Genomic DNA, 20889 nt, shown 5'->3' with positions numbered 1-20889 from the left:
GCCCCACACTGCTGACGGACTTAGCCTTGTTCTATGACTTTGCGCGCCACCCGGAAACACTCCAGCGCCTGCGGTACGCCGCAATAAATGCCGATTACGTGAATGATTGCCCGAATCTCTTCGGTGGTGACACCGTTGTTGATGGCACCCCGGCAGTGGATTTCCCATTCATGCATCTTGCCGAGCGCGCCGATCATTGAGAGGTTCATCATCGAACGCGTCTTTGCGTCGATGACGTCATCACCCCAACCGAACCCCCAGCACCACGCGGTCATGGCTTCCTGAAAAGGGCGGGTTAAATCGTCGGCGGCTGCCAGATTTTTCTCGACATATTCAGCGCCCAGCGTTGCTTTTCGCTGTTCCAGTCCTATCAGAAAAAGGTCTTCGTCAAAGATGTTCGCCATTCGGAACCTCCGGTTGGTTTGGGTGAATTCAGGACTTCAGGCGATGCCTGTACAGGTGATCATAATGCGGCTTCATCCGGCGATGAACCTGCCGGACCCTTTCGGGTGCATCTTCGATCGAGATGTGCTTGCGTGGCTGTGGCGCAAGGCCGGTGGAGTTGGCCAGATTGGCGTGAAACGATCCGCCATCCCACCAGCTATGGGCAGACGGATCGCCGCCAGCCTCCCAGGTCAGAGCGTCTTCAATGAATGGTATGCCTATGGAATCGCAAAACTTTTGCGTCATGCTGTGCGGATCTTCCAGCAAGTCGTCGCTGTCGATCACGGGCGGCGGGGTGCCGTTTAGCGCTGTCAGCAGATCAAAAAGGGCGCGTTGTTCGGGGAAGCCGACTTCGCCTTCGGCAAAGTCCGGCCATTGCCGGTACATGGAAGTGATCGTTTTAGCAGGATCGCGGATCAGGAAAGCGTGAGTGAAATGAGACAGCAGCTCAGCATCCCACATGTGGTTGATATAATGCGGAAAATCCTTGAGGAACACCGGCCCCTTGCGGGCGCGCGCCCGGACGTCTTCCCAGACACTTTCAAGGGTCAGGCCCGGCGTGGTCTTTTCGCCCGGCCGAAAGCGATGCCAAAGCGGTTCTTCGCCCTGATACCACGCTTCACCAAAGGGTTCGTGCAGGCAATCGAGATCGCCGCGCTGGCGCATCATCCACTCGAAGGCCGTCGAGGTTGACCGGGGTACAGCCCAGAGCGCGAAGATTTGGTGCATTTGAACGACCTTTCGACTGCCATTCTTGTCTTTGTACAAGGCAAAATCCCGGCTACAGACGCCGCAGAAGCTGCCCGTGAGGTGTTTGGGGTGCGATGCCAAGCGATTTGAAGATGCGCCAGTACAGCGCGATGTCGTGGCCGATCACGGGCTTGCCGATTGCGGCCTCGAGATCATCGGCCAGATGCAAGGGACGTTGCGGAAGACCGCCCGGACCGGTTCGGAAATTGCACATGCCGTTGATCAGGATCGCGTCGGCCTTCGGGGCTTTGTCGGCAACATATTCGAAACTGCGGCGGGCCAGATCGCCGTCGAACACCCAGCGATGACTGTTGACCTCTTCCTGGCTGGAAAACCAACCCTGATCGTGAAAATTGCCGGCCCAGACCACGTCAAACCCGGCCTCGCGCAGGAAGCCGACGGTGCCCTGCCACCATTCGGGCCAGTGATAGGCCGCGTTAAGGGCGACCTTCTCGATGTTCATGTCCCGAAGCGCTTCGACCATGGCATAGCCTGCCATGTGAAACTCCGTGCCGTGTTTGTCGGACAAATCAGCACAGTGCTGCCGCACCCCGTCGACGCCCAGCCCGCAGGCATGGACCCAGTTCGACCCGACCTGACCGCAGACATCCACGCCATTGCGTGACATGCAATGCACGAAATCTTCGAGCATGCCAAAGTTCTTTTTCCGCTGATCCAGCCCGTGGACGTAATCCGGGACATGCAGCATCCAGCCATGCACGCCGACGGTTTCGGGGCACATGCGCAGGAAGTCCGATGGCGCGGCATCGAAATCGAACGGCGGAGAGGAGAAGCCGACCTGATAAGGAAAAAGCTTGTGTTCAGGCCGCCATTCTCCGGGCATCAGCATAATCGGCCTGTCCTTTCGAAGGCTGAGAAAACTCGACGCATTCCTTGGGACAAAGGCACCGGCGTCATTCGACGGCCTCGCGCATCCATTGTTGCAATTTGGCGATCGAATGTTCCGACATCACGCCGCAACCCGGGTCCAGCACCAGCGGGCCGGGACGATAGCCGCGCGACTTGAGCCCGCGGTGCACGGATTCGACAAGGCGGATGTCTTCCTCGACCGTTGTTTCACGATCCTGTACGGCCAGTTGCCGGATCACCGCGCTTTCCGACCCGCCTTCGGTGTACCAGCCCCGCCAGACGGTGCAGTGATCGGCATCGTTGGCGCGCCAGTGATAGGTGTTCAGCACGTTGCCCGGGTAGCACTGGAACGAGAACATTGGCCACAGAAACCATGACTGGTAATCGCCCGCATGCGGTACTGACAGGTCAATAGGGTAGGTCATCTTTTCCAGGCTCTGACATTCGGTCGTGTGACGCAGCACATAGCCGCCGCATGCGTCGGGTTGAATGTCATAGGTCTCGGGCTTGACCACGCCTTCGGCAAAGGTCGGGTGATTGGTCGGGCAGTGGTAGCATTCCGAGTAATTCTCGATACTGACCTTCCAGTTGCAGTTTTCCGGAATTTCCACCCATTCCAGCGGTTCCAGATTGTCGATGTTCGGAACAAAGGCGCGGATTTCTTCGCGCACACCGGGATACCATTCATCCATAGGCGCGGCGTCATCATCGAGGTTGACGAAGATGAAACCGTTAAACACCTCGGTCCGGACAGAGGTCAGGCAGATGGCGCTGCGGTCAAAGCCGGGGACGGATTTGATGTTGGGACCGGCGCGCAGTTGGCCGGACAACTCGTAGGTCCAGGCGTGATAGGGGCAGACGACGACGCGCGTGTTGCCCGCGCCGGTGACCATCTCGTGCGCACGATGCTGGCAGACGTTGTAGAAGGTGCGGATTTCGCCATCGCGGCCGCGGATGCAGAACAGGCTTTGCCCGGCGATCTCGAAGGCGAAGTAATCCCCGGTCTCGCGGACCTGCGCGATGTGGCCCGCGAACTGCCACGTTCGGGCCAGCAGACCCTGCAACTCCTGCCCGAATATGGCGGGATCGGTATAGTATCGGGCGTCAAGGGAATGGGTCAGGGGGGCGTTCATTCGGGCTCCTCCGCGTAGAGGCCAAGTTGGTGTCTGCGTTGGTGAAACCGTTCCACCCGTTCAACGATCTCATCGCTGGACACCGCGATCACGAAGGACAGCAGCGTTTCCAGAAGCGCGATGGTTGAAACGGAGGACGGGAAGAACTGTGGTGTGTCGGCGGCGACGACAAAACCGTGATGTGCGTTCAGGATCACCGGGCTGGCCGGGCTGTCCGAGATGCCAACGACGGTCAGGCCTTGCTGGCGGGCCAGCTTGATCGCTTCGATCACCTCGGTCCGGTAGGGGCGGCAGGTGATCGCGATCAAAACGTCCTGTTCATCGGCCCAGGCCAGATCATCCACCGGGGTCGAGCCGGGTCGCGGGATGGCGTGGAACTGTTTCATCCCTGTCGAGGCCAGATAGGTGAAATTGCGCGCGTTCGAGTTGTTGACGCCGACGCCCAGCGTGAAGATCTGGCGGCTGTTCCAGATGTCTTCTGCGGCAGCTTTCAGCTTTGTGGCGTCGATACCGGCAAAGGTTTCTTCGATGTTGCGAATCGCGGCGCCGACCATATCGGCGTAAAGCCCGCCCAGTTCGCCCGACTTGCCAATGTCCTGCAACCAGCGGGCACGGTCGGGAAACGACACGCTGCCCTTGCGAATCGCTTCGCGGAAGGGCGCGCGGAAATCCTCGTACCCATCGAAGCCGACCTGACGCGCCATGCGGACAAAGGTGTTGGGCTTCACTTTTGCCGCTTCGGCAATCTCGCGCACGGTCGAGACCCCAACGTCGCTTGGGTTTTCCAGCACATAACGCGCGGCTTTCTGCGCCTCGGGGGTGAGGGCGTCCCACTCCTGACTCAGGCGGTTCAGAACGATTGATGATACATTTGTGTCATTCATGATTGACGATGGTACATTTGTGGAATTAGCCTGTCGAGCAGAAATGCGACTCGGGAAGAGGAAAAATCATGTCCGGGAATGAATTGCCGTCACAGGCCCGTGTGGTCATCGTCGGAGGCGGTGTTATGGGGGTCGGTCTGGCCTATCATCTGGCGCATGAAGGGTGGGGCGGTGATACCGTCCTGCTGGAGAAGGCTGAACTGACCAGCGGCAGCACCTGGCATGCGGCGGGCCAGATCACGCATTCGACCTCGAGCTTTGGGCTCGGCAAATGCGTGGACTACAACATCGGCCTGTATTCCGGCCAGCTGGAGGCTGAGACCGGCCAACCCGTCACATGGCATGGCTGCGGCTCGTTCCGGCTGGCCTATACCGAGGACGAGATGGACTGGTTGCGCCACACGTTGTCGGTGGGCCGGTCGCTGGGGTTCAACATCGAGCTGGTCGGCCCCGAGAAGGTCGCCGAGCTGCATCCGTTCTATAATCTCGAGGGCGTTCTGGGTGCGCTCTATACGCCAGATGACGGGCATGTGGATCCGACCAATGTAACAATGGCGATGGCGACCGGCGCGCGTCAGAAAGGCGTGCGAATCTTCCGCAATTGCCGCGCCACCAACATCACGCAGGCCGAAAATGGCGAGTGGGTGGTCGAGACCGAGTTGGGCGCAATCACCTGCGAGCATGTGGTGAACGCGGGCGGTACCTATGCCCGGCAGATGGGTGAATGGTCCGGTTTGCAACTGCCGATGACCTCGATGACCCACCATTACTTCGTGACCGAGCCGGTGCCGGAGTTCCAGAACCTGGATAAGGAGCTGCCGGTGATCCGCGATGACCGCAAGGTCTCGGGCTATATCCGGATGGAGCAGCAGCGCGGGCTGATCGGGATCTATGAGAAGGAAAACCCGAACTCGGTCTGGCACGATCATTGCCCTTGGGAATACGAGAACTGGCTGTTCGACGCGGATTACGACCGGGTGATGCCGTGGCTAGAGGAAAGCCTGAACCGGATGCCGATTTTTGCCGAGCTGGGTATTCAGCGCGATGTGCATGGGGCGATCTCGCATCCGCCGGATGGCAACCCTCTGATCGGGCCCGCGCCCGGTGTTCGGAACTACTGGTGTTGCTGCGGGACCCAGATCGGGATCGGCTGGGGGCCGGGTCTGACCCGCGAACTGGCGCGCTGGATGGTGCATGGCGCTGCTGATATTTCGATGCGCGAGTATGACCCGCGACGGTTTGGCAGCTATGCCAACAAGGACTGGCAGGTGATCAAGGCGGAAGAGGACTATTGCCTGCGTCACGAAGTACCCTTTCCGCATTTCAACCGTCTGGCGGGGCGCCCGATCAAGCCGTCCCCTTTGTATGAGTTGCTGAAATCCAAAGGCGCGGTGCACGAGGAGGTCTATGGTTTCGAACGCCCCCGCTGGTTCGCGCGGGACGGCGTGGAGCAGCGCGATCACTATTCCTTCCGCCGTACACCTGCCGATGACATGGTCGCGGCTGAAGTCAAAGCGGTACGCGAGAGCGTCGGCATCATGGATGTCACCGCCTTCACCAAGGTCGAGGTCTCGGGGCCGGATGCTTATGCCCTGCTGGACCGGCTGACCGCCAACCGGATGCCGCAGAAGGTCGGCTCGATCACGTTGACCCATATGTTGAACCGGCGAGGGCGGATCGAGTTGGAGACGACCATTGTCCGCATGGCCGAGGATCGGTTCTATCTGGTCTGCGCGGCGTTCTTCGAACAGCGCCTGCTGGATCATCTGGCGCAACAGCGCGCAGTTGAGGATGTGCAGATCACCGCATTGTCCGCAGACTGGTCGGCCCTGTCGCTGAACGGCCCCCGCTCGCGGGACGTGTTGGCGCGTTGCACCGACGCCGATCTGTCCAATGCCGGGTTCCGCTGGCTGTCCGCGCAGGAAATCACCATAGCGGGCCACAAGGTCTGGGCCTTCCGTATGTCCTATGCCGGTGAGTTGGGCTGGGAACTGCACATGCCCAACGCCGCCTGCCTGGATGTCTACAACGCGTTGTGGGTGGCAGGCGAGGCCCATGGCATCACCGATTATGGCAGCTTTGCCATGAACGTGATGCGGATGGAGAAGGCCTTCAAGGGCGCGGGTGAACTGACCAACGAGGTCACGTTGGCCGAGGCAGGCGTGCTGCGCTTTGCCCAGACGGACAAGGACTATCTGGGTAAGGACAAGACCCTGAACACTGACCTGCCCTGGGTGTGTGCATATCTCGAAATCGAGCCGGATGGTGTTGCGGATGGCCATGGTGGAGAAGCTGTGGTGCTGGACGGGCGTGTCGTGGGGTCGACTGCTTCGGTGGTCTATGGTCACACAGTCGGTAAGATCCTGGCCTTTGCCTATGTCAAACCCGACGCGGCCGCGCCCGGAACCGCAGTAGAGGTCGTGATCCACGGCAAGCCCCGCGCGGGCCGTATTCTTGGTCAGCCGGCCTATGACCCCGAAAGCCTGTTGCCCCGCACAGACGCAATAATGGAGACCGCGTGATGAGCCTGCCCGATACGATGAAAGCCATGGTCACGATGGGTCACGGCGGGCTGGAGCAGATGGTGCTGCACACGGACTGGCCGCGCCCGGACCCCGCCGCCGGAGAAGTTCTGATCAAGGTCGCCGCCTGCGGTCTGAACAACACTGACGTGAACACGCGATCCGGCTGGTACTCCAAAACCGTCTCTGAGGCGACCACCGGAGGTGCTTTCGAAGAAGTCAGTGAGGATGACCCGACATGGGGCGGCGCGCCGATCACCTTCCCCCGCATTCAAGGGGCCGATATCTGCGGTGAAATCGTGGCCGTCGGTGAAGGCGTTGACCCTGCCCGTATTGGCCAGCGTGTCATCACCGATGGCTGGTTGCGGGACCCTGCCGACCCGGAAAACATGGACAAAACCGGCTATTTCGGTTCGGAACGCGATGGCGGATTTGCCGAATACGCGACCACACTTGCGGTTAACGCTGTGCCGATCAACTCGGGCCTTTCGGATGCCGAATTGGCGACGTTCTCGTGTTCTTACTCCACCGCCGAAGGCATGCTGACCCGCGCCAACGTGACCGACAAAGACACCGTTCTGGTCCCCGGAGCCTCGGGCGGAGTTGGCGGTGCGCTGGTGCAACTGGCCAAACGCCGTGGCGCGCGGGTGATCGCAATGACATCCGAGGGGAAACACGCTGATGTCGCCGAGCTTGGCCCCGACATGATCCTGCCCCGCGGACCGGAAAACCTGCGGGCGGCGCTGGGCGACGAGAAGATCACCGTGGTTGCCGATGTGGTGGGCGGGCCCTACTGGCCGACCCTGATCGACATTTTGGAACGAGGTGGTCGGTATACCTGTTCCGGCGCCATTGCGGGCCCGATGGTCGAGTTTGACCTGCGGACTTTCTATTTGCGCGACCTGAACTTTACCGGCTCGACCGTGATCGACCCGCAGGTAATGCGGAACCTCGTGAAGTATATCGAAGCCGGAGAGATCAAGCCCGCGCTGGCCGCGACCTTTCCGCTGGAAAAGTTGCGCGAGGCGCAGGCCGCCTTCATCGCCAAACAACACACCGGCAATATTGTGGTGATCCCATGACGCTTGATGACGTACTGGAAGCGGCCCGGTTGGTGCATCAGGCGCATCCTGATCTTGCCGCTTTCGGGGCCTGGCCCGATGATCTGACCCCCACAGGTCTGCAGCCTGCGCCGATACCGGCGACCGATCTGGTGCGTGACTTTGCCGAGGACGTCGGGGAGCCGACCCGCGATCTGGTCGCGGCGATCAAGGCGACGGCGCATCTGGCGCAGTGGAAGCTGACCTATACCGAAGAGGAGGTCGGCGCGGATTTCCTGAACCGCTTTGGGTACTACGAACTCTTTGGTCCGACAGGGCATTTCCACTCGACTCAGCTGCGGGGCTACGTCGCGTATTGGGGTGCCGGCCTGAACTATGACTGGCATAGCCATCAGGCTGAGGAGCTGTATCTGACCCTGGCGGGCGGGGCGGTGTTCCGGGTCGACGGAAACGAGGCCTTCGTCGGCTCTAACGAAACGCGGCATCACGAAAGCTGGCAAAGCCACGCCATGACCACGACAGAACAGCCGATCCTGACCTTTGTCCTGTGGCGCGGCGACGGGATGGGCGATCTGCCCAGAATGGACGCTGCATGAAGATCAACCGTATCCGCGTCTTCCAGACCGGGCTGCCCTATGTAGGTGGCACGTATGTCTGGGGTGCGGGCAACGCGATTGAAACCGCTATTGCGTCGGTGGTCGTGATCGACACCGATGCCGGATTGCAGGGCTGTGGGGAGTTCACGCCCTGTGGCGAGAACTACATGGTGGCGCATTCCGAAGGTGTTCCTGCACTCGCACGTCTGGTGGCACCAAAGCTGCTGGGGGAAGACCCGCGTCAGGTCGGGCGGATCGAACGGCTTCTGGATCATCTGGTGCAGGGGCACGGCTATGCCAAGGCCCCGTTCGATGCCGCATGCTGGGATATTCTGGGGCAGGCCTGTGATCAACCGGTGTGGATGCTGCTGGGCGGTAAGCTAACCGACGGTGCGCCGATGTACCGGGTGGCCCCACAAAAGGCGGTGGACGAGACCGTGGCCGAGATGGCTCGCTACCGGGATCAGGGCTATCGCCAGTTTCAGGTCAAAGTCGGGGGCGATTGGGCCAGCGACATCGACCGCATACGCAGCACAGTGCCTTTGCTGAAACCGGGCGAAAAGGCCATGGCCGATGCCAACCAAGGCTGGCGCGTGGACAATGCGATCCGGGTGGCGCGTGCCACGCGTGATCTGGATTTCATTCTGGAACAGCCCTGCCGCACCTATGAAGAATGCCAGCAGGTGCGCCGTGTCGCCGAACAGCCGATGAAGCTGGACGAATGTCTGACCGGCATCCACATGGCGCAGCGGATCGTGGCGGATCGCGGGGCCGAGATCTGCTGTCTGAAGATCTCGAACCTCGGGGGGCTCAGCAAGGCGCGGCGCGTGCGGGATTATCTGGTCGATAACCGAATTCCGGTGGTCAGTGAGGATACCTGGGGTGGCGAGATCACATCCTCGGTCCTGGCGCATTTCGCGGCCTCGACCCCGGCAGAGTATCTGCAGAACACCACCGATCTGATGAATTACAACACCAGGTCGACCGGAATCGGCGGTCCGGCGTCGCGGGATGGCAAGCTTTACGCCTCTGATACGCGAGGACTGGGCGTAACCCCTGATTTCGAAAGCCTCGGCGCGCCGATAGAGGAGTTCCGCCTATGAGACCACAAGCAACGGCTACTCAAATGATTGACGACGCCCGTGTTCGGGTGACGCGATTTGACTTTGCGCCCGGTGGGGAAACCGGATGGCATCGGCACGAGATGGATTATGTCATCACCGCCATCTCCGATTGCCACATGCGGCTGGAATTGCCCGATGGCTCGGTCAATGACGTGACGGTCCCGGCCGGATCCGCGTATCGGCGCGATGAAGGGGTCGAGCATAACGTTATCAATATCGGGGACAGCCCCATGTCCTTTGTCGAAGTGGAACTGAAATGAAGATCACCCGGATATCGGTCTATCACGTCGATCTGCCGTTGGAGCATCCCTATTGGTTGTCCGGCGGGCGGCTCAAGTTCGAGGTGCTGGATGCAACGCTGGTCAAAGTCGAAACGGATGAGGGCCTGACCGGCTGGGGCGAGGGCACGCCCTGGGGCCACACGTACGTGCCCGCGCACGGGCCGGGTATCCGCGCGGGAATCGAGACGATGGCGCCCTTCGTTCTGGGCCTGGATCCGCGCAAAGTGTTGGATGTGGAACGTGCCATGGATCTTGCCTTACCCGGACATCTCTATGCAAAAAGCCCGATCGACATGGCCTGCTGGGACATCGCCGGTCAGGCGGCGGGCCTGCCCATTGCCGACCTTATGGGCGGCGGATCACGAACACCGCGTCCGATTGCTTCGTCCGTGGGTGCGAAGACCGTGGAGGAAACCCGCGCGGTGATCGAGCGCTATCGCAGCCGGGGCTACATCGCCCATTCGGTGAAAATTGGTGGAGATGTCGAACGCGACATTGCCCGTGTTCGCGATGTCGAAAGCATCCGGCGACCGGGTGAGATCATCCTTTATGACGTCAACCGGGGTTGGACCCGGCAACAGGCGCTGCGGGTGATGAGTGCCTGCGAGGACCTGAACGTCACGTTCGAACAACCCGGCGAGACGCTGGATGATATCGCCGCTATCTCGGGCCGTCATGCCTCGCCCGTGTCAGTCGACGAAAGCCTCGTCACCCTGCAGGACGCCGCCCGCATTGCCCGCGATGGCCTGGCCGAGGTGTTCGGGATCAAGCTGAACCGTGTCGGCGGCCTGACCAAGGCGGCGCGGATTCGTGATATCGCGCTGGCCCATGGTATCGACATGTTCGTGATGGCCACGGGCGGGTCGGTTCTGGCGGACACCGAAGCGCTGCATCTGGCCGCGACCATCCCGGATGACAACTGCCACGCGGTCTGGGCCTGTCAGGATATGATCACCCTCGACATCGCTGGCGGGCGCGGTCCGCGTAACATTGATGGCTACCTGCATCTGCCCGAAACGCCCGGCCTTGGTGTTTCGCCGGACGAGGATGCGCTAGGCGATCCGGTCGGAGCCTACCAATGAGGATCACCAAGATAACGCTCTGGTCCGTCGACCTGACAAGTCACGAAACCTATCACATGGCCGAGGGCAAGACCTGCGCGACAGTCAAAAGTCATATCCTGTGTCTGGAAACGGATACCGGCTTGAAAGGCTGGGGCGAGGTCTGCCCGATCCCGCATTACCTTCCCGCCTATGCCGATGGGGTTCCCGCAGCTGTGGCCGAGATGGGGTCGGAAATTCTTGGCATGTCTCCCTTCGGGGTCGATGCGCCCATGCGCAAGCTGGATGGGTTTCTGCAGGGGCATCTCTATGCCAAATCCATTGTGGATCTGGCGCTGTGGGACCTGTTTGGCAAGGCCTCGGGTCAGCCGGTCTATGCGCTGCTGGGCGGGCGGACACAGGCGGATATGCCGCTGTACCACTCGATTACCTGCATCGCGCCAGATGACATGGCGCGGATCGCCAAGACCGCTTACCAGACCGGCATTCGCCAGTTTCAGGTCAAGCTGGGCGTCGAGGGCGATTGGCAAGCCGACGCTGAGCGGCTGTCCAGGGTGCGCGAGGCCGTGGGCCCGGGACCGCTGGTTTATGGCGACTGGAATTGCGGGGCAACGCGCTTGCAGGCGACGCGTACGGGCCGGGCGGTGGCGCATCTGGATGTGATGCTGGAACAGCCCTGCAAAACGCTTGAGGACTGCGCGGCGGTGCGTCAGGCGACCGGCCTGCCGATGAAGATCGACGAAAACGCTCATGATCTGGCCTCGCTGTTGCAGGCGCATGCGCTGGGCTGCATGGATGCCGTCGCTTTGAAAATCTCGAAATTCGGCGGGCTGTCGGCCATGCGCCGGGCGCGGGATCTGACCGTGCATCTGGGGGCCGAGATTTGCGCCGAATGCACCTGGGGGTCGGATATCGTGACGGCGGCAGCGCTGCATTTCGCGGCGTCGACACCGGCTGCGTCGCTGATGAATACCTGCGACCTGTCTTCCTATGTCTCCCCGCGCGTCTGCCCGGACGCACCAAACCGTGAAAATGGCCGGATTGCCCCGCCTGAGGGTCCGGGGTTAGGTGTTACACCGGACCCGGAGGTTCTTGGCTCCCCAATATTGGAGATCGTTTGAGATGCTGAAAATCAATACGCAATCCGAATGGATCGCCCGCGCGAACGAGGTTCTTCCCGCCGGCGGGTTTGGCAATTTCGATCCGGGTATCATCATCGCCCGCGGCGAAGGCAGCCGCGTCTGGGATGAGGATGGCAAGGAATATGTCGATTACCTGATCGGCTCGGGGCCGATGCTGCTGGGCCATGGCCACCCCGAGGTGATGGAGGCGGTGCTGGAGCAATTGCCCAAGGGTATGACCTTTTTTGCCAACAATGCAAAGGGTGTCGAGCTGGCCGAAGCGATTGTCGATGCGGTGCCGTGTTGCGAGCAGATCCGCTTTGTCGCCTCGGGCGGTGAGGCGGATATGTATGCGATCCGGCTGGCCCGCGCCTATACCGGTCGCGACAAGATCCTGAAATTCGAAGGCGGTTATCACGGTATGAGCGCCGAGGCGCAGATGAGCCTGGCCCCCAGCCGCGAGGTCAACTTCCCACAGGCCGTGCCCGACAGCGCCGGTATCCCGCAGGGCGTGGCCGACCAGATGCTGATCGCGCCTTTCAATGATCTGGAGGCGGTGTCGAACCTGTTGAATGAACATGACGACATTGCGGCCATCATGGTCGAGCCGCTGCAGCGGATCATCCCGCCTGAACCGGGATATCTGCAGGGGCTGCGCGATCTGTGCGACAAGCACAGTGTTCTGCTGATCTTCGATGAGATCGTGACCGGGTTTCGTCTGGCCTATGGCGGTGCGCAGGAGAAATACGGTGTGACGCCCGATATCTGCACGCTGGGCAAGATCACCGGTGGCGGTTTTCCCCTGGCGGCTCTTGGTGCCAGCGCCGAGATCATGAAGCATTTCGACAAGGCGAAGGTGGGCGAAGAGGGCTGGCTCATGCAGTTGGGCACGCTGTCCGGCAATCCGATCGCGTCCGTGGCCGGTTTGAAAACCATGGAGGTTCTGCGCCGCGACGGTGTCTATGACAAGCTGCGCGCAACCGGAAAGGCGCTACAGACCATGCAGTCTGAAGCGCTGAGCGCCGCCGGTATCCCACACCGGATTTGCGGCGATGAGACACTGTTCGACATCTATTTCACCGCCAACACTTGCCGGGACTACCGCAGCGCGAAACATGATGATCCCCAGCGCAACGTCGTCTACAACGCCGCCTTGCGCGAGGCGGGTATCTTCAAGGCGCCGGGCAAGCTGTACCCGTCGCTGGCCGTGACCGAGGCTGATCTGGAACACACACGTGCGGCGGTGGCAAAGGCGGTTGCGGCCATCGTCTAAGGGTTTTGGCGCCCTGCGATCAGGTTTGCCCGGGCTTGCGCAATGGCCGGTGTTCTGCGCAAGTCGCATCTGAGTGGTGTCCCGGGATACCGCTCTTCAGGATCGAACCCAACAAGCTTGGTCCCCAGGAATGTCGCAGATCATATTCTGCACCCGCCGGACTGGGCCGAAGCCATGAAACAGGGGCTGAGACACCATGACATGCTGTTTGTCGGCGTGCACTGCCCGGTGCCTGAGCTGATCCGCAGAGAGGCAGCCCGCGGTGACCGTCCGCCCGGCAGCGCGGAACAGGACCAGCGGACAATTCACAAAGGCCGGCAATACGATCTGGAGGTCGACGCGATGGACGGGGTGGATGCCAACGTGGACGCGATCCTTGCGGCGTGGCGCAGCGGCACGCGCAAATCAGAATTCGCGATCTAGCGTTGGGGGGCTTGACGTTTAGCCGCGCGGCTGTGCCGCCGGGTAGACGCCCAGAATTTCAACGTTGGTCGTGAAGTGTTCCAGCTCGTCCATGGCCAATTGCACGTTGCGGTCCTCGGGGTGCCCAACGATGTCGGCGTAGAACTGGGTCGCGGTGAACGAGCCGTCGATCATATAGCTTTCCAGCTTGGTCATGTTGATGCCGTTTGTCGCAAAACCGCCCATCGCCTTGTAAAGGGCGGCCGGGATGTTGCGCACCTGAAACACGAAGCTGGTGATCATGCCGTGATCCCCGCGTGGCGTCAGGTCGGACTGCCGGGACATGACCAGAAACCGGGTGGTGTTGTTGTCGCGGTCCTCGATATGGCGGGCCAGCACGTTCAGGCCGTAGATTTCTGCCGCAAGCTCGCTGGCAAGGGCCGCCGAATGCAGCTCGGCCTGTTCTGAAACCTCGCGCGCGGCGCGGGCGTTGTCGGGGCTGACGCGGCCGCGAATGCCGTGTTCCTTCAAAAATCCCGCGCATTGCGGCAGCAGCACCAGATGGGAATGCGCCTCGGTGATGTCTTCAAGCTTTGCGCCCGGAACGCCCAAAAGGTTGATATGGACGCGCACGAAGGCCTCATCGATGATGTGCAGCCCGCTGTGCGGCAACAGCCGGTGAATGTCGGCCACCCGGCCATAGGTCGTGTTCTCGACCGGCAGCATCGCCAGATCCGCGTCACCGGCGCGAACCGATTCGATCACATCTTCGAAAGTGCGGCAGGGCAGGGCCTCCATATCGGGGCGCGCGTTGCGGCAAGCTTCGTGGCTGTAGGCGCCGGGCTCACCCTGAAATGCGATGCGATTGGTCATTTGGTCGATTCCGTGCAACAAGTTCTTGATTTGGGCGTTTAGTCGCGGTGTCTATACCTTGCCTCTTGCAAGGGGAAGCCTTAGACACCCCGCAGACAGCTGAAATGGACTCGCGATCAATGTTCGACACGATGACAGTTACCAAGGCCGCCGCAGGCCTGTTCGGCACCTTCCTGGTGCTTCTTCTAGCCAAATGGGGGGCAGATGTTCTCTATAGTGTAGATGCCCATGGCGCCGAAGCCGCCTATGTCATCGAAACCGAAAGCTCGGGCGAAAGCGCCGACGGCGAAGAAGTGGTATTCGAGGACATGCTGGCAGCCGCCGATCCTGAAAAGGGTGCGAAGGTATTCCGCAAGTGCACCGCCTGCCACAAGCTGGAAGACGGCGCCAACGGCACTGGCCCATATCTGTACGCGATTGTGGATCGTCCGGTTGCGTCCGCCAAGGGCTTTACCGGCTATTCCGCATCCATGCAGGCCCATGGCGGCAACTGGACGCCAGAGGCGCTGGATGCCTTCCTGACAAGACCCAGCAGCTACATTTCCGGCACCTCGATGAGCTTTGCCGGCCTGAAGAAGCCGCAGGAACGTGCCGACCTGATTGCCTATCTGCAGACCATCGGCAACTGATCGGCCGATCGGATGAACCGAATTCAAAGCCGCTGCCCCGTGCAGCGGCTTTATTTTTTGTCTAAGGACAACTTCACAATCCGTTCACGCGTTCTAAACTTGCAACTTACAGTTCTGGCCTTTTAGCTGTCGGTCACAACAATGAAGACGGAAACGACCAAGAGGATGAGCACCATGAAATCCCTTCTGTCCAGTAATCTCAAATTGCACGCCCGGTCCTGGGCTGCCGTTGTGGGGGTTTCTGCCGCTCTGGTCGTGGGGGCCGCGAATCTGGCCGGGGCCGTTGAGGAGGGCGTGACGCGCAGCCACGGGTATTCCTATTTTGGCAATCTCGACTACCCGCCCGATTATCCGCATCTGAACTATGTCAATCCCGAAGCCCCCAAGGGGGGCGAGCTGTCGCTGGCGGGGTCTGGCACCTTCGACTCGCTTAATCCTTATTCGCGCAAGGGCCGCGCCGGGGCGCTGACGTCGATCCAGTATGATGCGCTGATCGACAGCGCGTCAGACAGTGTGGGGCAGTATTACGGTCTGCTTGCACACAGCATGGAGTATGATGAAGGGCGCAATTACGTGATTTTCCACATGCGACCGGAGGCGACGTTCTGGGATGGAACACCGGTGACAGCCGAGGATGTAGTCTACAGCCATCGCCTGTTCATCGAGCAGGGGTTGCCATCTTATGCGCAGGCCGTCGGTCGCATGGTTACAGGGGCCGAAGCGCTGGACGATCATACGGTGAAATTTTCCTTTAGCCCGGAAGTGACGCGCCGCGGGTTGATCGAAACGGTCGGGTCGACGCCGGTATTCTCGAAAGCCTGGTTCGAGGCTGACGAATCCCGCCGTCTGGACGAGCCCCGGCTTGAGGTTGCCGTGGGGTCCGGGCCTTACAAGCTGGACAGTTACGACATCAACCGGCGCATCGTCTACAAACGCCGGGACGATTACTGGGGCAAGGATCTGCCGATCAACGTTGGCCGCAACAACTACGACACCATTCGTATCGAGTATTTCGCCGATCAGACTGCCGCTTTCGAGGGGTTCAAGGCCGGTGAATACACCATGCGGATCGAAAGTGACCCCAAGCTTTGGGCCTCGAGCTATGATTTTCCGAAGCTGACCCAAGGAACGGTTGTCCGCGACGAGATTGCGGATGGCAGCCCGCCGACGCCTTCCGGGTTTGTGTTCAATCTGGGTAAACCGCAATTCGAAGACAAGAAAGTGCGGCAGGCGCTGGCGCTGGCCTTCAACTTTGAATGGGCCAATGAATCGCTGATGTTCGGCTTGAACGCACCGCGCAATTCCTTTGTTCAGGACACCCATATTGAGGCCAAGGGGCCGCCGGAGGGGGCTGAACTGGCCTTTCTGGAAAGCCTTGGCGATATCGTGCCGGATGAGGTTCTGAGCGAACCGGCCCTGGTGATGCACGAGTCCAGTTCGGCGCGCCTGAACGATCGGCGAAACATGCGGGCGGCCTCGAAGCTGCTGGATGAGGCTGGCTGGCCGGTTGGAGATGGCAATCTGCGCCGAAACGAACAGGGTCAGACGCTGAAGGTGAACATTCCCTATTCTTCCAGCATTCCGACCTCGACCGCGACGATGATCGAGACCTTTGTGCAGAACCTGCAGGCCATTGGTGTGGATGCAACGGCGGAAAAGGTGGATCCGTCGCAATACACACTGCGCCGGCGCGAGCGGGACTATGACATGATCCATTCCACACAGTATGGGGCGTTCCTGTCCACCGGCGGGGGGCTCAGCCAGATGTACGGCTCGAAAGAGGCTGCGTTCAGCCTTTTCAACCCGGCTGGTCTGGCCAGCCCATTGGTGGATGCGGTGATCGAAGCCTCGTTCGATACCACGAATCAGGCAGAACAGGACGCGGCGTTGATGGCGCTTGACCGCGTGTTGCGGTATGAGTTTTTCGTGATCCCGGATGGATACGTTGCGGACTATTGGACGGCTTACTACGACATGTATGAATACCCGGAAAACCTGCCTCCGTTCAGCCTTGGTTATCTGGATTTGTGGTGGATCAATCCGGAAAAAGAGGCGGCTCTGAAAGCGAAAGGCGCGCTGCGATAACATGGGCGCGTATATTCTAAGACGCCTGTTGCTGGTCATTCCGACCCTTCTGGGCATCATGATCGTCAACTTCACGCTGGTGCAGTTCGTGCCGGGCGGCCCGGTTGAACAGATCATCGCCCAGATCGAAGGGCAGGGCGATGTCTTTGCCGGATTTGCAGGCGGTGGCGATGCCGGGGCGGCCTCGGAACCTGCCGGGGGCGCCTTTGACGACAAATATGTCGGCGCGCGGGGGCTGCCGCCCGAATTCATTGCCGAACTGGAGAAAGAATTCGGCTTCGACAAGCCTCCGCTCCAGCGCTTTCTGAGCATGATGGGCAACTACCTGACGTTGGATTTCGGCGAGAGCTATTTCCGTTCCATCAGTGTCATCGATCTGGTGCTGGAAAAGATGCCGGTTTCGATCTCGCTGGGTCTTTGGTCGACCCTGATCGCCTATCTGGTGTCGATCCCGCTGGGCATCCGCAAAGCCATCAAGGACGGATCGACCTTTGATACCTGGACCAGCGGAACCATCATTGTGGCCTACGCCATTCCCGGTTTCCTGTTCGCCATCCTGCTGCTGGTGCTGTTTGCGGGCGGATCCTACTGGCAGATTTTCCCGCTGCGGGGGCTGACATCGGACAATTGGGACAGCCTCAGCCTGATTGGCAAGATTGCGGACTATTTCTGGCACATTGCCCTGCCGATCATTGCGCTGACGATTTCGGCGTTTGCAACGCTGACGCTGCTGACCAAGAACTCGTTCCTGGATGAAATCAAGAAGCAATATGTGATGACCGCCCGCGCCAAGGGCCTGAGCGAGCGCGAGGTTCTGTACGGTCATGTGTTCCGCAATGCGATGCTGATCGTGATCGCGGGCTTTCCGGCGGTGTTCATCGGGGTGTTCTTTGGCGGTTCAATCATCATCGAGACCATATTCTCGCTGGACGGGCTGGGCCGTTTGGGGTTCGAGGCCGCGGTGGCGCGTGATTACCCGGTAATATTCGGCACGCTGTTCATCTTTGGTCTGATGGGGCTGGTGGTCGGCATCATCAGCGATTTGATGTACGTGGTGGTCGACCCGCGCATCGATTTCGAAAAGCGGGAGGGGTAAATGGCGCTGTCCCCTCTCAACCAGCGCCGCTGGCGCAACTTCCGGCGCAATGGTCGCGCGTTCTGGTCGCTGATCATCTTCTCGGTACTGTTCGGCCTGTCGCTGTTCGCCGAGTTCATCGCCAACGACAAACCGATTCTGGTGAAATACCGGGGCGAGTTCTTCACGCCGGTGTTCAATTTCTACGCCGAAACCGAATTTGGCGGGGATTTCCAGACCGAAGCCATTTATCGCGACCCCGAGGTGAGATGCCTGATCGACAGCGGTGGTCTTGATCAGTGTTTTGACGACCCCGAGCGGATCATCGAAGAGATCGATGCCGGCACGTTTCAGGCGGACGGGTTCGAGCGGGGCTGGGCGATCTGGCCGCCAATTCCGTACTCCTACAACACCAGCGTTGACCGGCCGGGTGCGGCACCCCTGCCGCCGAACGGGCAGAATCTTTTGGGCACCGACGACACCAAACGTGATGTTCTGGCGCGCGTGATCTACGGGTTCCGACTGTCGATCCTGTTCACGCTGGTCGTCACCGGCGCGGCCAGCCTGATCGGGGTGTTTGCAGGGGCCATCCAGGGCTATTTCGGCGGCTGGCTGGATCTGATCTTTCAGCGGATCATCGAGATCTGGTCCGCGACACCGTCGCTCTATGTCATCATCATCATGTTTGCGGTTCTGGGACGAAGTTTCTGGTTGCTGGTCATCCTGATGATCCTGTTCAGCTGGACAGGGCTGGTCGGGGTTGTGCGGGCGGAATTTCTGCGTGCGCGCAATCTTGAATATGTCCGCGCCGCCAAGGCGCTCGGCGTCGGCAACATGACGATCATGTTCCGGCACATGTTGCCCAACGCGATGGTGGCCATGCTGACCTTCATGCCATTTATCGTTACCGGCACCATCGCGGGTCTGGCCAGCCTTGATTTTCTGGGCTTCGGCCTGCCGTCCTCGGCCCCGTCACTGGGCGAACTGACCTTGCAGGCAAAACAGAATCTGCAGGCGCCGTGGCTGGCCTTCACCGCGTTCTTCACCTTTGCCATCATGCTGTCGCTGCTGGTCTTCATCTTCGAAGGCGTGCGGGATGCGTTTGACCCCAGAAAGACGTTCTCATGAGTTTGTTGGATGTGAATAACCTCAGGGTCTCGTTCCGGCAGGACGGGCAGGTTTCCGCGGCGGTCAGGGGAGTGTCCTTCACCGTCGACCGGGGCGAAACGGTCGCGCTGGTTGGGGAATCGGGGTCGGGCAAGTCTGTAACGGCGCTGAGCACGGTTTCACTTTTGGGTGACAGCGCGATTGTCGAAGGTTCGGTCACGTATGACGGTCAGGAAATGATCGGCGCGTCCGAGGACCGGCTTATGGATGTGCGCGGCAACGATATCAGTTTCATCTTTCAGGAGCCGATGACCTCGCTCAACCCGCTGCACACGATCCAGAAGCAGATGGCCGAGTCGCTGGCCCTGCATCAGGGTGTGACCGGCGACGAAGCGCGCGAGCGGATTGTGGAACTGCTGATCAAGGTTGGCATCCGCGACCCGAGGGATCGGCTGGACAGTTATCCGCACCAGTTGTCCGGCGGACAGCGCCAAAGGGTGATGATCGCGATGGCGCTGGCCAACAAGCCGGACATCCTGATCGCGGATGAGCCGACAACCGCGCTGGATGTCACAATTCAGGCGCAGATCCTGGAGTTGCTGGCTGACCTGCAGAAGTCCGAAAACATGGGGATGCTGTTCATCACCCACGATCTGGGTATCGTGCGGCGGATTGCCGACCGGGTGTGCGTGATGAAGGACGGTGAGATTGTTGAAACCGGCGAAACCGCCGAAATCTTCGACAACCCGCAGCATCCCTACACGCGCAAGCTGCTGGCGGCGGAACCGTCGGGCGAACCCGATCCGGTGGCCGCCGATGCCGAGGAAGTGGCGCGGACGAACCACCTGAAAGTGTGGTTTCCGATTCAGCGCGGGTTCTTCAAGCGGACGGTGGGCCATGTGAAGGCCGTCAACGATGCGACGCTGTCGGTACGCGCGGGTGAGACGCTGGGGATCGTGGGCGAAAGCGGGTCGGGCAAGACCACGCTGGCACTGGCGATCATGCGGCTGATTGCCTCTGAAGGCGGGATTACATTCCGCGATCAGGACGTGCGCCGCTGGTCCACGCGTGAATTGCGCCGCTTGCGCAAAGATATGCAGATCGTGTTTCAGGACCCGTTCGGCAGCCTCAGCCCCCGCATGACCTGCCAGCAGATCATTGCCGAGGGGTTGGCGATCCACAACGTTGATCCGCACCGCGCGCCGCGCGAACTGGTGGCCGAAGTTATGACCGAAGTCGGTCTGGACCCGGCGGCGATGGACCGGTATCCGCACGAGTTTTCCGGCGGTCAGCGCCAGCGCATCGCCATCGCGCGGGCCATGGTGCTGCGGCCCAAACTGCTGGTGCTGGATGAGCCGACCAGCGCGCTGGACATGACGGTGCAGGTGCAGATCGTCGATCTGCTGCGCGATCTGCAAAAGAAATACGGGCTGGCCTATCTGTTCATCAGTCACGACCTGAAGGTGGTGCGCGCCATGTCCCACAACGTCATCGTCATGCGAAATGGCGACGTGGTCGAGATGGGCCGGGCCGAGGACCTGTTCGAGAATGCCCAGACCGATTACACCCGAGAACTGATCGCGGCGGCGGGCTGAGAG

20 protein-coding genes are annotated in these 20889 nt (G+C 60.6%); 14 read left to right on the top strand and 6 right to left on the bottom strand.

The window, feature by feature from the left end; all coding sequences use genetic code 11:
• Positions 1-20 precede the first annotated feature (20 nt).
• The 5 genes from ACR0FE_RS06040 to ACR0FE_RS06020 all read right to left on the bottom strand — a co-directional run bounded on the left by ACR0FE_RS06040 (position 21) and on the right by ACR0FE_RS06020 (position 4081).
• Positions 21-404, bottom strand: coding sequence for a carboxymuconolactone decarboxylase family protein (locus ACR0FE_RS06040; RefSeq protein ID WP_480812562.1), 384 nt, complete (start codon positions 402-404; stop codon positions 21-23).
• Between the two features lie 28 nt (positions 405-432).
• Positions 433-1173: a sulfotransferase-like domain-containing protein gene (locus tag ACR0FE_RS06035; protein WP_480812563.1), complete on the bottom strand. Its 741-nt coding sequence runs from the start codon at positions 1171-1173 to the stop codon at positions 433-435.
• A 52-nt stretch (positions 1174-1225) separates the two neighbouring features.
• Positions 1226-2044, bottom strand: a complete 819-nt coding sequence (locus ACR0FE_RS06030) for an aspartate racemase/maleate isomerase family protein (protein ID WP_480911687.1) — start codon at positions 2042-2044, stop codon at positions 1226-1228.
• Positions 2045-2108: 64 nt separating this feature from the next.
• Positions 2109-3197 (bottom strand): aromatic ring-hydroxylating oxygenase subunit alpha, encoded by a 1089-nt coding sequence (locus tag ACR0FE_RS06025; protein ID WP_480911685.1) that lies wholly within the window; start codon positions 3195-3197, stop codon positions 2109-2111.
• Positions 3194-4081 carry a MurR/RpiR family transcriptional regulator gene (locus ACR0FE_RS06020; RefSeq protein WP_170613630.1) on the bottom strand — a complete coding sequence of 296 codons (888 nt, stop codon included), beginning with the start codon at positions 4079-4081 and terminating at the stop codon, positions 3194-3196. Before ACR0FE_RS06020 ends, ACR0FE_RS06025 begins: the two co-directional genes overlap by 4 nt.
• Positions 4082-4149: 68 nt before the next feature.
• Between ACR0FE_RS06020 and ACR0FE_RS06015 the strand changes: the two genes are divergently transcribed.
• From ACR0FE_RS06015 to ACR0FE_RS05975, 9 genes are read left to right on the top strand one after another with little or no spacing between them, the layout of a single operon-like run.
• On the top strand, positions 4150-6603 hold the full coding sequence (locus tag ACR0FE_RS06015; RefSeq protein ID WP_480911682.1) for an FAD-dependent oxidoreductase: 2454 nt from the start codon (positions 4150-4152) through the stop codon (positions 6601-6603).
• Positions 6603-7685: an alcohol dehydrogenase family protein gene (locus tag ACR0FE_RS06010; protein WP_480911680.1), complete on the top strand. Its 1083-nt coding sequence runs from the start codon at positions 6603-6605 to the stop codon at positions 7683-7685. Before ACR0FE_RS06015 ends, ACR0FE_RS06010 begins: the two co-directional genes overlap by 1 nt.
• A complete protein-coding gene (locus tag ACR0FE_RS06005; protein WP_480911678.1) occupies positions 7682-8260 on the top strand; it encodes a dimethylsulfonioproprionate lyase family protein in 579 nt (192 codons plus the stop codon). Before ACR0FE_RS06010 ends, ACR0FE_RS06005 begins: the two co-directional genes overlap by 4 nt.
• Positions 8257-9363 (top strand): mandelate racemase/muconate lactonizing enzyme family protein, encoded by a 1107-nt coding sequence (locus ACR0FE_RS06000; protein WP_480911676.1) that lies wholly within the window; start codon positions 8257-8259, stop codon positions 9361-9363. Before ACR0FE_RS06005 ends, ACR0FE_RS06000 begins: the two co-directional genes overlap by 4 nt.
• The gene (locus ACR0FE_RS05995) at positions 9360-9644 is read left to right on the top strand and encodes a cupin domain-containing protein (protein WP_170613622.1); all 285 of its coding nucleotides are present in this window, start codon (positions 9360-9362) and stop codon (positions 9642-9644) included. The genes ACR0FE_RS06000 and ACR0FE_RS05995 overlap by 4 nt, the downstream gene beginning before the upstream one ends.
• Positions 9641-10747: an enolase C-terminal domain-like protein gene (locus ACR0FE_RS05990; protein WP_170613620.1), complete on the top strand. Its 1107-nt coding sequence runs from the start codon at positions 9641-9643 to the stop codon at positions 10745-10747. The genes ACR0FE_RS05995 and ACR0FE_RS05990 overlap by 4 nt, the downstream gene beginning before the upstream one ends.
• Positions 10744-11847 (top strand): mandelate racemase/muconate lactonizing enzyme family protein, encoded by a 1104-nt coding sequence (locus ACR0FE_RS05985; RefSeq protein WP_480903463.1) that lies wholly within the window; start codon positions 10744-10746, stop codon positions 11845-11847. The genes ACR0FE_RS05990 and ACR0FE_RS05985 overlap by 4 nt, the downstream gene beginning before the upstream one ends.
• A gap of 1 nt (position 11848) precedes the next feature.
• A complete protein-coding gene (locus tag ACR0FE_RS05980) occupies positions 11849-13120 on the top strand; it encodes an aminotransferase class III-fold pyridoxal phosphate-dependent enzyme (RefSeq protein ID WP_170613616.1) in 1272 nt (423 codons plus the stop codon).
• A gap of 42 nt (positions 13121-13162) precedes the next feature.
• On the top strand, positions 13163-13543 hold the full coding sequence (locus ACR0FE_RS05975; protein WP_170613614.1) for a phosphotransferase-like protein: 381 nt from the start codon (positions 13163-13165) through the stop codon (positions 13541-13543).
• 18 nt (positions 13544-13561) lie between these two features.
• Here the strand turns inward: ACR0FE_RS05975 and ACR0FE_RS05970 are convergent, their stop codons facing one another.
• The gene (locus tag ACR0FE_RS05970; RefSeq protein WP_170613612.1) at positions 13562-14395 is read right to left on the bottom strand and encodes a prephenate dehydratase; all 834 of its coding nucleotides are present in this window, start codon (positions 14393-14395) and stop codon (positions 13562-13564) included.
• Between the two features lie 119 nt (positions 14396-14514).
• On the opposite strand from ACR0FE_RS05970, the gene ACR0FE_RS05965 reads away from it, so the two are divergent.
• The 5 genes from ACR0FE_RS05965 (at position 14515) to ACR0FE_RS05945 (ending at position 20886) form a co-directional block, all read left to right on the top strand.
• Positions 14515-15024 (top strand): c-type cytochrome, encoded by a 510-nt coding sequence (locus tag ACR0FE_RS05965; RefSeq protein WP_170613798.1) that lies wholly within the window; start codon positions 14515-14517, stop codon positions 15022-15024.
• 174 nt (positions 15025-15198) lie between these two features.
• The gene (locus tag ACR0FE_RS05960) at positions 15199-17109 is read left to right on the top strand and encodes an extracellular solute-binding protein (protein WP_170806031.1); all 1911 of its coding nucleotides are present in this window, start codon (positions 15199-15201) and stop codon (positions 17107-17109) included.
• A gap of 1 nt (position 17110) precedes the next feature.
• Positions 17111-18205 carry a microcin C ABC transporter permease YejB gene (locus tag ACR0FE_RS05955; RefSeq protein WP_480911672.1) on the top strand — a complete coding sequence of 365 codons (1095 nt, stop codon included), beginning with the start codon at positions 17111-17113 and terminating at the stop codon, positions 18203-18205.
• Positions 18206-19312, top strand: coding sequence for an ABC transporter permease (locus ACR0FE_RS05950; protein WP_170613606.1), 1107 nt, complete (start codon positions 18206-18208; stop codon positions 19310-19312).
• Complete coding sequence (locus tag ACR0FE_RS05945; protein ID WP_480911670.1) at positions 19309-20886, top strand: ABC transporter ATP-binding protein; 1578 nt, start codon at positions 19309-19311, stop codon at positions 20884-20886. The genes ACR0FE_RS05950 and ACR0FE_RS05945 overlap by 4 nt, the downstream gene beginning before the upstream one ends.
• Positions 20887-20889 lie beyond the last annotated feature (3 nt).

Source organism: Ruegeria sp. K7 (assembly GCF_056531785.1).
The sequence above is the reverse complement of the archived record's forward strand: the minus strand, read 5'-3'. Positions and strand labels throughout refer to the sequence as shown.